Origin of the sequence: Chania multitudinisentens RB-25, from assembly GCF_000520015.2 — a bacterium.
Taxonomy (GTDB): Bacteria; Pseudomonadota; Gammaproteobacteria; order Enterobacterales; family Enterobacteriaceae; genus Chania; species Chania multitudinisentens.
Map to the genome: position 1 here is coordinate 4169183 of NZ_CP007044.2, position 16501 is coordinate 4185683.

The window sequence follows — 16501 nt, forward strand, 5'->3', positions numbered from 1 at the left end:
GCGGTTTATCCTCCTTGCAGCACAGACAACATGCCTTTGATCTGCCCGTTTATCAGGGTCAGATCTGCCTGATACTTCAGGCTGTTATCGGCAAAATGGGTACGTTCGCGGTCCATATCCACCGTGTTGCCGTCCATGGCTGGCTGGTCCGGCACGCGGAACAGTAAATCAAGCGCCGGTGGTTGCAGGTTTTGCACTGGAATATGGCGCGTTGAGGTCAGGCTTAACCCCATGCCACGGCCATTGGTGCGCTCCTGCCTCATAACGTTGTGCAGTTGGCTGGCAAAATCGATATCACGGGCCTGATAACCCGGCGTATCGGCATTAGCAATATTGGCTGCCAGGATTTCCTGCCGTTGGGCCCGCAAATTCAGCGCCTCTTGGCCAAAGCGTAGAGCAGTGTCTAATTTATCGAGCATGCTCCCTCCGCAAGATGAGAACGTCGAGTGAACAGCATAAGCGTTCCAAACCACCCCCTATCGCCGGAATAACAGCAAAATGCCGCGCTATTTTTCTGCTTAAGTTTTGCGCTCAATAGCTACACTGGTGCACATTGTGGTTGCACTTGCTGAGGCGAAAATGAAAGGTAAAACGCCGGGCGATGCCCCGCCCTTGCCCAAGATGCCGTCCCTTCCCCTAACCCCCACTCTCAAGGCGAGGGTGGCAAACAGCACAAAACGTTGGCGAATGAGATGTGCGGCTTTGAGCTGGGGAGCGTTGTGCGCTATCGCAGGATACAGCCTGCTGTTCACCGGCCTGCTGCTTTGCCTGAATGCCCGGGCCGAAGATTTATCCGCACAGATTGAGCGTTTTATTCAGGCGCAATTTACCGACAATCCCGTAGAGGTCAAAGTTTACGTGCGCACACCATCAAACCTGTGGCCGCAGTGTGACGTTCCCCAGCTTTCATGGCTGCAACACACTCGCCGTTGGGGGAATATCAGTATTTCAGCCCACTGCGGCCAACAGCGGTATTTTATTCAGATTCAGGTGCAGCTCGTTGGCCGCTATCTGGTCTCTACGCGCGCCATCGGCGCTGGCCGTCAATTAACCGCAGCCGATATAACCGTGAAAACCGGGCGGCTGGATACTTTGCCCCCTCGCACGTTGACCGACAGTGATAAAGCGCTCGGTGCCATCAGCCTGCGTAATATCAATCCTGGTCAACCGCTGAATCTGATGATGTTAAGGCGTGCCTGGGTGATCAAAACCGGGCAACCGGTGCAGGTAGTGGCGCAGGGGGAAGGGTTTAATATTAGTGGTACAGGTAAAGCGATGAACAATGCCATTGCCGAAGGTAATGTGCGGGTTCGGATGACTTCCGGGCTGATTGTCAGCGGTATTGCCAATGATGATGGCACCATTCGTCTGACATTATAAAAAAGTAAAGTTTTGCTCCGTCTTACCGATAATAAAAAAACGATAAACAGGATTTATATGCCTATACCCCGGCGTTGTGCAATGTCACGGGGATCTCCCTCAGTCTGTTCAGCGGCCATGTTAGATAGCCAGAGCCACAAGCTGAAAAGATGATAGGACACCAGGGAAAACCAATTGTATAAACCGCAGCCAGCACCTTTGCTCGACCGTGGTTCAGATGGAGAGTAAGGATGAGTATCGATCGTACCCAGCGGTTGCAACCCATACCCATGGTACAACCGCGTGACACATCCGCTGAAAATACGCTGCAAGCACGTAAAAACGTGCAGCCTGAAACCACTGTCAGCGGGACGCAGGTAAAACTGAGCGAGGCACAAACCCGCCTGATGCAACCGGGCACCCAGGACATTGATAGGCAACGGGTGGAGACGATCAAACAAGCCATCCGTAACGGTGAACTGAAAATGGATACCGGTAAAATTGCTGATGTACTGTTACACGAGGTGCAAAACGATTGGATATCAGACAACGGTTAAAAGGTATCGCTCACGATGGAAAACCTGGCACAATTGCTGGATAAACTGCTGGAAACGCTGGGTGCCCTGGCAACGGTGTTAGCCGAAGAACAGGTTCTGCTCTGTTCTCATCCCTTAGCCAGCGTGGCTCTGCAACGCGTCACCGATACCAAAAACCAATTACTGAACACAATCAGCTGGCTGGAAAAACAGCGGGCGGCGCTGGAGCATTCACACCATTTTCTGGCCCCTTACCCTCAACAGCCATCTCTCGCCAGCCGTTGGCAGCAAATACAGCAACAAGCCCTGCAATTGCGCGAGCAGAATCAGCATAACGGCCTGTTGCTCAACCATCATCTTGCTCACAACACGCAAGCCCTGAGCATCTTGCACCAGCAACCCCCATCGTTGTATGGCCCCGATGGGCACTCCTGTACCCATCATCTGCTGGGCCGCAAGATTAGGATCTAGACTCAAGAACAAAAGTTAATCCGCTCCCTCTGTTGCCCAAGCACATTCGTATCCATTCCCGTTGAATAAATACCAATTTTATTACTTCCCTCCCCGAATACCCCCTACGACTCGTAATTCACAATCAGTTGATTGCTGATCACCCGCAGTGGTGGGTTGAGCGCACCGTGCGCCTGCACGTAATACACAAAGCGGAACTCACCGTCGGCAGGCTCACCTTCCAGTGCATCGCTGTATCCGCTGCCACCCGCCAGTGAAATACAGCGGGCAGCCGTACAGAGCTGCACCCGCAGCCCTGCCGGTTCAGCAGACATTAATTGATAGCGCCAACTGATACTGCGGATTCGAACCTGGGTATTGGGGTAAATACCCACCGGATGCAACACCGGGGACTCAGCGCGCGTTTGCCCATACCTCAGTTCCACGCCGTCATTGCTCGCCATCCAAGAACCAGACACCGCCTGCGCAGCCAAAGGCATCAACAACAGAAATAAGGATAAAACGGTTTTCATCAAATGGCTCCAATGGTGGATGTCATACGGATTTGGCGATCGTTATTAATTTCCAGGTTCGATAACACCACCAACTGCGGCAGCGTGCGGCGCAGAAAACGCGCCAGCAGCGTTCGTAACGCGTGATTCACCAGCAGTATCGGCGGTGCGCCAAGCATTTCCTGCCGTTGTAATGCCTGCTTTGCCTGATCCAGCAGTTTGTCCGCCAGCCCCGGCTCCAGGCCACCTCCCCCTTGTAACGCCTGCAACAACAGGCGCTCCAGCGGGGTATCCAGGCCAATAACCTGAATTTCATCATTGCCGGGGAACCATTGCTGGGTGATGGCACGCCCTAGCGCAACACGCACCACGGTAGTCAATTCATAAGGATCGCTCTGTATCGGCGCATGCTCCGCCAGCGTTTCCAGCACCGTGCGCATGTCACGGATAGCCACCCGTTCAGCCAACAGGTTCTGCAACACTTTATGCAGGATGGTCAGCGAGACTACGCCTGGCACAAAATCTTCGGTCAGTTTTGGCATGTCCTGCGCAACGCGATCCAATAATTGCTGGGTTTCCTGGCGGCCAAACAGTTCACTGGCAAATTGACCAAGCAGATGATTCAGATGGGTGGCGACTACCGTGCTGGCTTCCACCACGGTAAATCCCTGGGTTTGCGCCTGTTCACGCAGCGCACTGTCGATCCACACCGCCTGTAGGCCAAATGCTGGATCGGCCGTTTTCTCCCCGGCCAACTCCCCCACCGCATTGCCTGGGTTAATTGCCAACCAACGCCCCGGATGCGCTTCACCGCTGCCAATTTCCACCCCTTTCATCAGAATGCGATAGTGAGCAGGCGGCAGTTCAAGGTTGTCGCGAATGTGTATCACCGGTGGTAAATACCCCATGTCCTGAGCGAATTTCTTGCGAATACCACGGATACGCCCCAACAGTTCGCCGTTCTGCTGAAAATCCACCATCGAGATCAAGCGATAACCCACTTCCAGCCCCAAAGGATCTTCTAACTGAACATCCGACCAACTGGCTTCTACCACCGGTGAATTTTCTTGCTGTACCGGCGGTTCTCTGGTTGTTAGCCGTTGCTGTTCACGCCCGCGCAGCCGCCAGGCCAACGCCAGCAAGGCAGCGGTAAACAGCAGGAATACCAGGTTGGGCATGCCGGGCACCAGCCCCAACAACCCCAGCACTCCGGCGCTCAGCAGCATGACGCGCGGGTTATTGAACAGTTGGCCAACCATCTGTTCGCCCACGTCCTGATCGGTGGCAACCCGCGTAACAATCACCCCCGCCGCAGTGGAAATCACCAGCGCCGGGATTTGCGCGACCAGGCCATCACCAATGGTCAGCAAGGTGTAAGTTTCCGCCGCCGCGCCCAATGCCATGCCATGCTGGATCACACCGACCAATAACCCGCCAACCACGTTCAACACCATGATCATCAGCCCAGCCACGGCATCACCGCGCACAAACTTGCTGGCTCCGTCCATTGAGCCGTAAAAATCCGCCTCTTGCGTGACCTCAGCGCGGCGCTTTTTGGCTTCGTCTTCGCCGATCAGCCCCGCGTTGAGATCGGCATCAATCGCCATCTGTTTGCCCGGCATACCATCAAGCACAAAACGCGCGCTCACCTCAGCAATACGTCCGGCCCCCTTGGTGATAACCATAAAATTAATCAACACCAGGATAATGAACACCACAATGCCGATGGCGAAGTTGCCCCCCACCAGAAAGTGACCAAACGCCTCAATCACGCGCCCCGCCGCCGCCGAACCGTTATGACCTTCCAGCAGAATGATGCGCGTTGACGCCACATTCAGCGCCAAGCGCAACAAGGTTGAAAACAGCAGGATGGTGGGGAAAGCAGCGAATTCCAGCGTGCGCTGAGTGAACATCGCCACCAGCAGGATCATAATCGACAGGGCTATGTTGAAGGTAAACAGCAGGTCGAGGATAAATGCGGGCAGCGGCAGCACCATCATCGACAGAATCATCAGGATCAGGATCGGGCCAGCCAATACCTGCCATTGCGCTTCTTTAGCGTTGCCCGGCAAGCGCAGCAGGGATATCAAACTCGCCATCAGGGTGCCTCTCTCAGGCTAAAATCTAAAGCTTCCGGCACCGACAGGCGCTCCGGTTTTTTCGGGATCACCCCGCCTTCGCGCTGCCAGCGGTGCAGTTGGTAGACCCAGGCCAACACCTCAGCCACGGCGGCATACAAGACCGCCGGGATCTGCTGCCCAATCTCGCTGTGGCGATACAGCGCACGCGCCAAAGGGGGCGCTTCCAACAGTGGAATACGGTGCTGATTGCCCAATTCGCGGATACGCAGAGCAATGTCTCCCGCCCCTTTTGCCAACACTTTGGGGGCACTCATGTTTTTATCGTTGTACTGTAACGCCACCGCGTAATGCATCGGGTTGGTGATAATCACGTCGGCCTTCGGCACATCGCTCATCATGCGGCGGCGTGCGGCCCTTCTTTGTTGCTGCCGAATCCGCCCTTTCACATAAGGATCACCTTCTTGCTGTTTATGTTCGTCGCGGATTTCCTGTTTGGTCATCTTTAATTTACTAACGTGGCTCCAGAGCTGATAACACACATCAAAAACCACCATCGGCACCAGGCCGAGCACAATTAACAGACCACAAAAGATCACCAGTTGCAGCGCCTGCTCCAGCGCATTCAATGGCTGTTGCGTCACCAGATGCAGCATGGCCGCCCAGTTATGCCACAGATAAAGACCGGCCACCCAACCCACCAGCAGCGCTTTCAGAATCGCTTTCAGCAGCTCTGCCAATACCTGGGTGGAAAACATGCGTTTAAAACCAGACAGCGGATTCAGGCGTTTCACGTCAAACTGGAATGATTTGGCACTGAAAGCCACCCCGCCCAGCAACATCGGCGCAGCCAGCGCCACCAGCACCAATCCGGCAAATACCGGCATCAGCGCCCACACCGTCTGGCGCAGCAGCACGGCAAACTGGCGCAGCATCTGCTTGTCGTTGCTGACCATGTGGCGATCAAAATGCAGCCCATCAGCCAGCATTCTCGCCAGTTGTTGTGCGATATGGCTACCTGCAACCCAAAGCAGCGCGAGCCCGGCAATCAACATCAGGATCGAAGTCAATTCGCGCGAACGTGCAATCTGCCCCTCTTCACGCGCTTTTTCCAATCGGTGGGGAGTTGGGGCTTCGCTCTTTTCCAGATCGCTGTCTTCGGCCAAGGAAGCGCTTCCTGTTTATCAATAAGGCATCAATATGCTGCCAGCATGGCAAAAAAATACGGATTTCATGGTAGGAACAACGGGGGAAAGGGTTGGTTATTTGGGGGATGGTGGTTTGATACTATAGAAAAAGCAGTGGGACGTTTGGCGTTACGCCCCTGCGCTATCAAAAACCCAGGCTATCGAGCAGGTCGTCCACCTGCGCCTGAGTAGCGATCACCCCTACGCCATTTTGGTTGAGCTGTGGGCCGTTGAGCAGTGTGCCGCTGGGCTTTTTCTCTTTCGCGGGTTGTTCTGGAATGTTTTCCATCAAAACTATTAACAGCTGCTTTTCGATCTCCTGCACCACGTCCATGATGCGCTTGATCACCTGCCCGGTAAGATCCTGAAAATCCTGCGCCATCATGATTTCCAGCAATTGAGCATTGGTGAAGGCGGTGTGCTCCGGCACTCGCTCCAGATACTGGCGCGTGTCAGTCACCAATGAACGGGCATCGGCCAGTTCTATCGGGTTGGCAAACCACGCATCCCAACGGGTTTTCAGCATTCTGGCGTCAGACTCCAGCGTGGCCTGACGCGGCTGTGCCGCTTCCACGCAGTTGAGCGCGCGTTCCGCTGCTTGTGCCGTCATAGTGACGACATAATCAAGGCGATCGCGGGCATCCGGTATCACTTCAGCCGCCTGGGCAATCGCCTGATCCAGACCCAGTTCACGCAGGCTGTCGCGCAGCATCCGGGTCAACTGGCCGATACGGAAGATCAGTTCACCTGCACTGACTGTTTCACTGGCAGGCATTGGCATTTCTTTCATCGCCTTCTCCTGTTAAATACCCAATTTTTCAAAAATCTTGTTGAGTTTTTCTTCCAGGGTCGCCGCCGTAAAAGGTTTGACGACGTAACCACTGGCTCCCGCCTGAGCCGCTGCAATAATGTTCTCTTTTTTGGCTTCCGCCGTGACCATCAATACCGGCATCGACATCAGCGCTTTGTCCGCCCGGATAGTTTGCAGCAGTTCAAGGCCATCCATATTGGGCATATTCCAATCCGATACCACAAAATCGAAACCACCGGCCCGCAGTTTATTCAGCGCATCGGCGCCATCCTCTGCTTCTTCCACATTGTTAAAACCCAGTTCTCTCAGCAAATTTCTGACAATGCGCCGCATGGTGGAAAAATCATCCACCACCAGAAATTTGAGATTCTTGTCTGCCATACTGACTCCTAAGATTGGTTCGCCGTTACGCCGGGCGGTGTTCGTTAACCGCTTGTGATGCCGTCTCAGATACGCAGTGCCTGCCCCCCCACAATCTGCGCCAACATGCGTTGACTCATGCGCTCCAATTCCACCACTTCACTCACTCCCCCCACGGCAATGGCTTCACGCGGCATGCCGAACACCACACAGCTGGCTTCGTTCTGCGCCAGCGTATAAGCCCCGGCACGATGCATTGCCAACATGCCTGCTGCCCCGTCATTCCCCATGCCGGTCAGGATCACGCCCACCGCGTTGCGCCCGGCACACTGCGCCACCGAGTGGAACAGCACATCCACCGAAGGGCGGTGCCGGTTGACCGGTGGGCCATCGTACAGCCTGACCTGATAATTGGCCCCGCTGCGCGCCAATTCCAAGTGACGATCGCCAGGGGCGATATAGGCATGGCCCGGCAACACTCGTTCACCGTCCTCCGCTTCCTTCACATTAATCTGGCACAGTTTGTTAAGCCGTTCGGAAAATGAGCGGGTAAAACCCGGTGGCATATGCTGGGTGATCAACAGCGCCGGGCTGGTGGCAGGCAGCGGCTGCAACACTTGGCGAATGGCTTCGGTTCCCCCGGTTGAGGCACCAATGGCAATCAGTTTTTCACTGCTCAACAAAGGGATATGATTGAGAATTTCTGGTTTCGGTTTGGCAGAGCGCAGAGACAGGCGAGCCTTCGCCGCCGTGCGGATCTTCTCCGCGATCAACTCACTGTAAGCCAGCATACCTTCACGGATACCCAACTGCGGTTTGGTTACGAAATCCACTGCTCCCAGTTCCAGCGCACGCAGAGTAATCTCGGAACCTTTGCCGGTTAGCGACGATACCATCACCACCGGCATTGGCCGCAAGCGCATCAGCTTTTCAAGAAAATCCAACCCGTCCATACGCGGCATTTCGACATCCAACGTTAATACCTGCGGGTTGAATTGTTTGATCAGATCGCGCGCGACCAGCGGATCTGGTGCCGTCGCCACCATTTCCATATCCGGTTGGTTGTTGACAATTTCGGTCATTATCTGCCGCATCAGTGCCGAATCATCCACGCTTAATACGCTGATTTTATTCATTACTTTTCCTTGGCCAGACCATATACCGTCTGCCCACGCAGGTAGAAATCCCGGCTGAGCTGGCTGAAATTTTCGGAATGCCCGGCAAACACCAGGCCGCCCGGTTTGAGCCAGGGTACAAAGCGGCGCAGAATGCGCTGTTGTGTCTCTTTATCGAAATAGATCATCACGTTGCGGCAAAAAATAGCATCGAATACCCCAGGCAAATCCCATTCTGTTGCCAACAGGTTAAGCGGCTGGAAATGCACCTGCGCCGACAGTTCCTGCCTGACCCGCACCAATCCTTCATGCGGCCCGGTACCGCGTAGGAAATAACGCTGCCTCTGTGCTGCCGTCAGGGTAGACAAATCTTCCTGGCGATAAATACCGGTTTCAGCTTTTTCCAGCACCTGGGTATCAATATCGCTGGCCCATACCAGCGTGCCCATTGAGCGCCGCCCCAGCACTTCGTTCAAGGTGATGGCGATCGAGTAAGCTTCTTCCCCAGTTGAAGCTGCGGTGCTCCACACACAATAGCCGTTTGGCCGTGAGCGAGCATGTTCCGCCAGAATAGGGAAATGGTGCGCCTCGCGGAAAAAAGCCGTCAGATTGGTTGTGAGCGCATTGATAAATGCCTGCCATTCGGCACTGTTAGCATCGCTTTCCAATAGCGCCAGATAATCACCAAAATCTTGCAGCCCAAGCAGGCGCAAACGGCGCACCAAACGGTTGTAGACCATCTCGCGCTTATGTTCCGCCAGTACGATCCCCGCCCGTTGGTAGATCAACTGGCTGATCTTGCGAAAATGCAGGTCTGACAGCGGTAGCCGCTGCACCATTTGCGCCAGCAACGACGTTGGCTCTCGCTTTATAATTGAAGAGGTATGTCTCATATCTTCCCACCTGGGAAATTTATCCTGCTTATACGGTTTAACAAGCTGCTGAACCCTTGAGCATTAATGAAAATCCGTTGGTTGAACCGATGAGCGAATTGGCGTGTCATCAGGCGCTTTTCGCTACGCTATCAACCAATGACATTTCTTCGCTGTTCAACAGTTTTTCGATATCCACCAAAATCAGCATCCGCTCACCCAGCGCGCCCAGGCCGGTGAGATACTCCGTCGATAGCGTCACCGCAAACTCAGGTGCGGGACGGATCTGCTCAGTGGTCAGCGATAGCACATCGGAAACACCATCAACCACAATCCCCACCACGCGCTGACCAAAATTCAGCACGATCACCACCGTGTTGGCGTCGTAGGAAACGCCTTGCTGGGCAAATTTCACCCGCAGATCGATGATCGGCACAATCACCCCGCGCAGATTGGTGACGCCTTTGATAAATTCCGGGGTATTGGCAATACGCGTGACCTGATCGTAGCCACGGATTTCCTGAACTTTAAGAATATCAATGCCATATTCTTCATTTCCCAAAATAAAAATAAGAAACTCCTGACCTACCGTTTCGCCAGCCAGTTTGCTGACCGTTGCCAGTCCTGCCATTGCCCCCCCCCCTTTAAATCAGTCAATTAAAGTTATGCAGCCACGTCCGTCAGGCGCTTTTCACGATTCAACGTTTGCAATGCCGATACATCCACAATCAACGCTACGCTGCCGTCACCCAGAATGGTGGCCGCAGAAATACCCGGTACTTTGCGGTAATTACTTTCCAGGTTTTTTACCACCACCTGATGCTGGCCAATCAATTGATCCACCAGCAACGCATAACGACGGCCAGCGCTTTGCAAAATCACCACAATGCCCTGCGTGGCTTCGCTTTTTGCCCCGGCCACGTCAAAAACCCGATATAACTCCACCAACGGCAGGTATTCCCCCCGCACTTGCAGCATGTGTTCGCCACCGGCCAGCAGATACAAGTCCTCCGCCTGTGGCTGTAGCGACTCCATCACCGCGTTCAGCGGCAAAATAAAGACTTCTTCGTTCACCTTGACCGACATGCCATCGAGAATCGCCAGCGTTAGCGGCAGCAGAATACGGATTGAAGTGCCCTTGCCTTCCTGTGAGTGAATTTCGACATGGCCGCCCATTTCCTGAATGTTTCTCTTCACCACATCCAAACCAACGCCGCGGCCAGAAACATCAGTCACCAGTTCAGCAGTAGAGAAACCGGGAGCAAAAATCAGCATGCCAACGTCTTCATCGCTCATGCTGTCGCTCACCGATAACCCCTGCGACAACGCTTTGGTGAGGATCTTCTGGCGATTCAAACCGGCTCCATCATCCGTTACCTCAATACAGATATTGCCGCCCTGATGTTCAGCCGAGAGGATCAGATTGCCCACTTCCGGCTTACCTGCCGCTATGCGCGCCGCCGGTTCTTCAACACCGTGATCCAGGCTGTTGCGAACCAGGTGGGTCAAGGGATCGATAATGCGTTCAATCAGGCTTTTATCCAGTTCGGTGGAGCTGCCCCGCAGTGTCAGCTCCACCTGTTTGCCTAACTTGCTGGCCAGATCGTGCACCAGCCGCGGGAAACGGCTGAACACATACTCCATCGGCATCATGCGGATCGACATCACCGATTCCTGCAAATCGCGAGCATTGCGCGCCAGTTGGCTCATGCTGTTCAGCAGATCGCCATGATTGGCCGGGTCCAGCATGCCAGAACGCTGTGCCAACATGGATTGGGTAATCACTAATTCGCCCACCAGGTTAATCAACTGATCGACCTTCTCCACCGCGACGCGGATGCTGGTGGATTCGCTGCTTTTAGTGCGGGTTTTCGCTGCCTCTAACGCCGGGGCCTGCTGAGCCACCGCGGTAGATTGCTGCTCTGGCGGCGGTTTGGCGGTGTGCGCAGCCAATTGCAACGGGGCAGTAAACGCAATCTGTTCCGGCTCCAGCACAAAACACAGTACCGCACAGATCTCATCTTCACTGGCCGACGTCAGTAACGTCACTTCCAGGCTGTTCTCAGTCTGTTGCGGGTTTTTTATTTCACCAAGATTGCCCAGCTCTTCCAGCATCAGCGGAATTTCGTTTGGCTCCAGGTTGCTCAGGCAGATACGCATACCACTTTTTATCGTGGCCGGAGAGGTGGCCTGCACCACTGTTGGAGATTCTTGCTCCTGGGCCAGCGCCGCTCCATTCTGCTGTTGCGCTTCCAAAGCCAGTTGCCGCAGTGCCTGACAAATAGGCTCAAAGTTCTCGCTATCAGGTTGTTGCGACGTTTTATAGGCATCCAATTGTTCCTGCATGATGTCTTTGGTTTCCAGAAACAGGTTGATAATCTTGGTGCTCAAGCTCATTTCCTGACGCCGGGCACCATCCAGCAGGTTCTCCAGCAAGTGGGTGGTTTCCTGCAATACGGAGAAGCCAAACGTCGCCGCACCGCCTTTGATCGAGTGCGCTGCACGGAAAATGGCATTCAGCAATTCAATATCCGGGGCTAACGGGTTCAACTCCAGCAAGTGCTGTTCCATATCAGCCAGCAACTCGTCGGCTTCATCAAAAAAAGTCTGATAAAACGCGCTAATATCCATGCTCACGGGATCACCTCTGCTGTGAGTCGCTGTTAGTCAGTGGAGCGGCGGCAGGCGCCGCCAGAATCGCCGTTGCCGGCACGTTATCTACCGGTTGTGTTACAGCAGCCTGCGGTATTAACTGCTCCAGGCCCTCTGGCTGGCTGAGTTCCACGGCATTACTCTCCGCATTTTCATGTTCTATTGTTTGCTGGGTTTCTTTATTCAATACCAGGATCGTGATGCGCCGGTTGATAGCAGCATCGGCCCCATGCTGTTTCAGGTTCATGGTGGCTGCCATACCCACGACGCGCAGCACTTTTCCTTCCGCCAACCCGCCGACGATCAGCTCACGCCGTGAGGCGTTGGCACGATCGGCTGACAGCTCCCAGTTGCTGTAATACCGTTCGCCAGTGGCATAAGGTAGATCGTCGGTATGGCCCGACAGGCTGATCTTGTTCGGTAAGTCATTCAGAATTGGCGCAATAGCGCGCAAAATATCACGCATGTAGCTTTCAACCTGCACACTGCCGGTTTTGAACATCGGCCGGTTTTGGCTATCGATAATCTGAATGCGCAACCCCTCATCCATCATGTTGATCAACAACTGCGGACGTAGAGCCTGCAAGCGCGGATCGGATTCAATCCGTTCATCCAGTTTTTCACGCAGTTTGTTCAACCGCCGTTCTTCGGCCTGCTGCTCTGGGGAATCCAACTGCTTTTTCACTAACCCTGCCTGCTGAGTGGGATCATCCCCCCCGCCAGGAATCAGGCTGCTCTCGGCACTGCTTTTATTGCCACCGCTCAATGCCACTTTCAGCGGTGTGCGAAAATATTCGGCAATCTGCGTCAGTTCCTGCGGGCTGGCAATCGCCAGCAACCACATCACTAGAAAAAATGCCATCATGGCGGTCATAAAGTCTGCATAGGCAATTTTCCAAGAGCCACCATGATGGGCGGCCTGTTGTGCCTTGCGTTTTCTGACCAGAATGACCGGGTGATTCTGCTTCATACATCTTGTTCTTCCGTGGCCTGTGGGGCTGGCGCTTTGACCCGGCGAACATGTTCCTCCAGTTCCACGAAGGAAGGACGCTCAGAGGTGTACAGCGTTTTACGGCCAAATTCGATGGCGATCTGTGGTGCATAACCGTTCAGACTCGACAGCAGAGTCACTTTGATGCACTGCATCATTTTGGTAGTTTCAGCACTTTTTTGGCGTAACAAGGTGGCCAGCGGGGAGATAAACCCATAGGCCAGCAAAATACCGAGAAAAGTGCCTACCATGGCATTAGCGATTAAAGCTCCCAGTTCAGCCGCTGGCCGATCGGCCGAGGCCAACGCATGAACCACGCCCATAACAGCGGCAACAATGCCGAATGCCGGTAACGAATCACCCACCATCGCCAGGCTATTCGCAGGCACTTCACTTTCCTGTTCGAACGTTTCGATTTCTTCATCCATCAACGCTTCAATTTCAAATGCGTTCATGTTGCCACTCACCATTAACCGTAAATAGTCGGTAATAAATTCCACTAAAAGGTTATCGGCAAGAATGCGCGGATAATTAGAGAAGATTTCACTTTCCTGTGGATTATCGATATCAAACTCAAGAGACAACATGCCCTGCTGGCGAGATTTGGCTAACAATCGATACAGCAGCGCCATCAGATCCATATACAACTCTTTACTGTATTTTGAGCGGCGCATCAGTGTGGGAATGGCACGTAGTGTGGATTTGATCGCTTTACCGTTATTACCAACAATAAATGCCCCAATACCCGCTCCACCGATAATCAGGAATTCCGCTGGCTGGTAGAGCGCACCAAGATGCCCCCCCACAATCAGGTAGCCACCGAATACCGCTCCCAGGACAACGAGATACCCTAAAATAACTAACACGCGTGTTCCTTAAATGCACAAGGTGAGGTGGACGTGGGATCATCGGTTCGGATGAATGACAGATACACAGCTCAAGCCACGCCCTAGACTCGATAAGTTGAGCCTCTGCGTTTCACTTATCTGGTTTAGCTGTAGTGAATCGGCCTTATTGCAGACTCAAACTGCGCGGTTAACCTGTTCGTCCAGCAGTTGAGCATTAATATCGGCCAGTGGTGGCGAAAGTTTACGTTTTTTTACTGCACGGGAAGGAGGTTGGCATAAACTACAAACAAAACTATTAAGTGGTTGATAAGCATGGGTAATAAAAGAGCCTTTGCAGCAGCCACAGGCGGAGAGCTGCAACATGCCACTGTCGGCAAAACGTACCAGCGTCCAGGCGCGAGTCAAGGCTAGCAAAGGGGCTTCACCGGGTTGCTGCGGGCATTGTTCCAAGTACAATCGATAGGCTTTGATAACCGCCTCCACCCCGCGACACTGCCTGCTTTTCAGCAGGAATTGGTAAGCGTTATAAAACATGGATGAATGAATATTCTGCTCCCAGGTCATAAACCAATCGGTAGAAAATGGCAGCATTCCTTTAGGTGGAGGGGTGCCACGCAATTCCTTGTAAAGCTTGATCAAGCGCCCACGGCTGAGCTGCGTTTCACTTTCCAGCATTTGTAAACGCGCACCTAACGTGATCAGTTCCATGGCGAGCTGAATATCTTTGGCTTCCTGAACAATACTTTTTGCTGTCATCATCATGCTCTTTTCTTTGTCGTGCTACCGTCTTTACCCGATAGTTCCTGTAATAAATGGCTCGATAACAGAATGCCCGTATGGATTTGTTGTAAATCATCCACTCGGGACTCTTTAGTCAGATGTTCAATCGTATTGTGATCGTTGAAACGGAAATGACAGACCAGTTGATTCGTTTCTGCCAATTTAACCATCTGTGGCAACGTAAGTTGCGATAATGCATTAGCCATAGTTTCATCAATTCCCAGGCGAAACATGGCCGATGCTTTTTCGTCATTGATCAAACGCTGCGCCAAAAGCAAATACGATAAATTAATATCATAAATATGTTTAAGTAGCTCAGATGTACCCATATTCCCCATCCCGAAAGACTATGTTTAAAAACATACATTAGGCGATAAACTTATCGCCCGTGACTTGGGTTTATTTTCGAGGTTTACAAACGGATCGCCAAATACCAGCCGTAATGTGACTCAATTAGGGCCGTTACTCAAATTTTGATTCATATGCAAACCAACGTGTACGGATATACAGCATCACGCTTCTATAACACTTTCACGATGAAACTATTCCATAATAATCTGGGATTATTCCTAGTTAAATACAACTCTACTCTTGAACCATTGGCATACACAACGCCAGTAAGATGTGATTTTAAAAAAAATGCCATACATCTCACAAAAATAAAAAATCCCAGATCCTGTACTACTGCGTTGATTGGCTCTGATCTGATTTTAGTTCAAAAAATAATCACCAGCGAAAATATGTCTTGAAAATGACATTTTTCCACCAAAAAACTCTATTTTTCAGATAAGAACGAATAAAATACCAATAAAAATCACGTGATAAAATAAAAAAATTACAATAGCGAAATTATTCAGAATTAAAAACCTTATGATCTATAAAATAGATTCAAATGAAAAAGTAACCAAGGTAAATTACAAGGATTTACTGTTTCAAAATTTCACTTAAGGATAGAAAAACAATGCTGTTTCAATCTGTTCCTGATACTAATTATTGGTTAGAAATAACATATCTTTACTTAAAAAAAGAAAACTGACACAACATAACGATATATACCCTTAATTATTTAAGCTATAGATGGGTAACCCTAGCAGGATAGATCATCATGCAGTAAAGTGAGCAACAACCTAACCTAGAGCAAATCCGAACGCCGTTTGCAGCAACTCCGAAAAGATGAACCTTTGGATAAGCCGATAACAAAGCCAGTATATACGCAATTTTAAGTATAGCGAATATAGGCCAGGAGTTCATAGAAACCACCTCAAGAAAGAAAGTTAAAGCTAGATTAACTTAATCAGTGATTCGAGTGAGTATATTTCACCGAGAAAAATACCTTTTCACGGTGTAAACATATATCCTAAACGAATAAACGCTTTCACCCTTACTAAAAAACACTGATGGATAAATCTTAATATTTTGCTAATTAAAAAGAAAACATCATTTTATTATTCATAAAAAAACGTTTCACAAACCCATTCCATTCTTAATTAAATTTAAATAATTGCAATATGAAAATAAAAATTTAATTTAAGATTTATTTACAGAAATACATTAACCATATATTATTCAATTGTGATAAAACACTCTGTCACTAAGCCGCTGTATAAAAACCATCTTGATAACAAAATAACTTATCGCCCTTATCTCCTGCTCGCATGCTTATCTTTTTCTCCTTCTAACCTCGGTAGGTGGCTTGCTCAACGTTGCTCCTGTAGACAAAGAATGGTCAGACCAGAAGGTGACTTCTCTTGGATTATTTTTCCACGTTGAAGGTCAAGGGAATACTTAACCAGAGGTTTTTGTTGGGAATAATCCCAAATAAAAGTCTCAAAATAGGCCGTGTAAAATCCAGAGCAGATTTCTTCTATGCCCTACCTCCTTCACATTCATCAAGTTCCTATTGCCTACAGCAATGATATCTAGCAGTTTCTCTCTTAAGAGAATACTTAA

17 protein-coding genes are annotated in these 16501 nt (G+C 51.4%); 3 read left to right on the forward strand and 14 right to left on the reverse strand.

Annotated features, from left to right (window positions below; genetic code table 11):
- Positions 1-5: 5 nt before the first annotated feature.
- Positions 6-419, reverse strand: a complete 414-nt coding sequence (flgB, locus tag Z042_RS18480) for a flagellar basal body rod protein FlgB (RefSeq protein ID WP_024911993.1) — start codon at positions 417-419, stop codon at positions 6-8.
- Positions 420-726: 307 nt separating this feature from the next.
- Here flgB and flgA point away from each other — a divergent pair, with 307 nt between their 5' ends.
- The 3 genes from flgA to Z042_RS18495 all read left to right on the forward strand — a co-directional run bounded on the left by flgA (position 727) and on the right by Z042_RS18495 (position 2366).
- Complete coding sequence (gene flgA, locus Z042_RS18485; protein WP_024911992.1) at positions 727-1380, forward strand: flagellar basal body P-ring formation chaperone FlgA; 654 nt, start codon at positions 727-729, stop codon at positions 1378-1380.
- A 230-nt stretch (positions 1381-1610) separates the two neighbouring features.
- Positions 1611-1916 carry a flagellar biosynthesis anti-sigma factor FlgM gene (gene flgM / locus Z042_RS18490; protein ID WP_024911991.1) on the forward strand — a complete coding sequence of 102 codons (306 nt, stop codon included), beginning with the start codon at positions 1611-1613 and terminating at the stop codon, positions 1914-1916.
- A 15-nt stretch (positions 1917-1931) separates the two neighbouring features.
- On the forward strand, positions 1932-2366 hold the full coding sequence (locus tag Z042_RS18495) for a flagella synthesis protein FlgN (RefSeq protein WP_024911990.1): 435 nt from the start codon (positions 1932-1934) through the stop codon (positions 2364-2366).
- Positions 2367-2470: 104 nt separating this feature from the next.
- Here Z042_RS18495 and Z042_RS18500 read toward each other — a convergent pair whose 3' ends face one another.
- From Z042_RS18500 to flhD, 13 genes are all read right to left on the reverse strand, one after another.
- Complete coding sequence (locus Z042_RS18500; RefSeq protein ID WP_024911989.1) at positions 2471-2878, reverse strand: flagellar protein FlhE; 408 nt, start codon at positions 2876-2878, stop codon at positions 2471-2473.
- On the reverse strand, positions 2878-4956 hold the full coding sequence (gene flhA, locus Z042_RS18505; protein WP_024911988.1) for a flagellar biosynthesis protein FlhA: 2079 nt from the start codon (positions 4954-4956) through the stop codon (positions 2878-2880). The genes Z042_RS18500 and flhA overlap by 1 nt, the downstream gene beginning before the upstream one ends.
- Entirely contained in the window at positions 4956-6101 is a 1146-nt protein-coding gene (flhB, locus tag Z042_RS18510; protein ID WP_024911987.1) for a flagellar biosynthesis protein FlhB, read from the reverse strand. Before flhB ends, flhA begins: the two co-directional genes overlap by 1 nt.
- Positions 6102-6267: 166 nt before the next feature.
- Positions 6268-6912, reverse strand: a complete 645-nt coding sequence (gene cheZ, locus Z042_RS18515; protein WP_024911986.1) for a protein phosphatase CheZ — start codon at positions 6910-6912, stop codon at positions 6268-6270.
- Between the two features lie 12 nt (positions 6913-6924).
- Complete coding sequence (gene cheY / locus Z042_RS18520; protein ID WP_024911985.1) at positions 6925-7314, reverse strand: chemotaxis response regulator CheY; 390 nt, start codon at positions 7312-7314, stop codon at positions 6925-6927.
- A gap of 65 nt (positions 7315-7379) precedes the next feature.
- On the reverse strand, positions 7380-8429 hold the full coding sequence (locus Z042_RS18525) for a protein-glutamate methylesterase/protein-glutamine glutaminase (RefSeq protein ID WP_024911984.1): 1050 nt from the start codon (positions 8427-8429) through the stop codon (positions 7380-7382).
- A complete protein-coding gene (gene cheR, locus Z042_RS18530) occupies positions 8429-9301 on the reverse strand; it encodes a protein-glutamate O-methyltransferase CheR (RefSeq protein WP_024911983.1) in 873 nt (290 codons plus the stop codon). Before cheR ends, Z042_RS18525 begins: the two co-directional genes overlap by 1 nt.
- A gap of 109 nt (positions 9302-9410) precedes the next feature.
- Entirely contained in the window at positions 9411-9911 is a 501-nt protein-coding gene (gene cheW / locus Z042_RS18535) for a chemotaxis protein CheW (RefSeq protein WP_024911982.1), read from the reverse strand.
- Between the two features lie 32 nt (positions 9912-9943).
- Complete coding sequence (gene cheA / locus Z042_RS18540) at positions 9944-11917, reverse strand: chemotaxis protein CheA (RefSeq protein WP_024911981.1); 1974 nt, start codon at positions 11915-11917, stop codon at positions 9944-9946.
- Between the two features lie 4 nt (positions 11918-11921).
- Positions 11922-12902 carry a flagellar motor protein MotB gene (gene motB, locus Z042_RS18545; RefSeq protein ID WP_024911980.1) on the reverse strand — a complete coding sequence of 327 codons (981 nt, stop codon included), beginning with the start codon at positions 12900-12902 and terminating at the stop codon, positions 11922-11924.
- A complete protein-coding gene (motA, locus tag Z042_RS18550) occupies positions 12899-13789 on the reverse strand; it encodes a flagellar motor stator protein MotA (RefSeq protein ID WP_024911979.1) in 891 nt (296 codons plus the stop codon). The genes motB and motA overlap by 4 nt, the downstream gene beginning before the upstream one ends.
- 156 nt (positions 13790-13945) lie before the next feature.
- Positions 13946-14530, reverse strand: a complete 585-nt coding sequence (gene flhC / locus Z042_RS18555) for a flagellar transcriptional regulator FlhC (RefSeq protein ID WP_154667057.1) — start codon at positions 14528-14530, stop codon at positions 13946-13948.
- Positions 14530-14880 carry a flagellar transcriptional regulator FlhD gene (gene flhD, locus Z042_RS18560; protein WP_024911977.1) on the reverse strand — a complete coding sequence of 117 codons (351 nt, stop codon included), beginning with the start codon at positions 14878-14880 and terminating at the stop codon, positions 14530-14532. Before flhD ends, flhC begins: the two co-directional genes overlap by 1 nt.
- Between the last annotated feature and the right edge of the window lie 1621 nt (positions 14881-16501).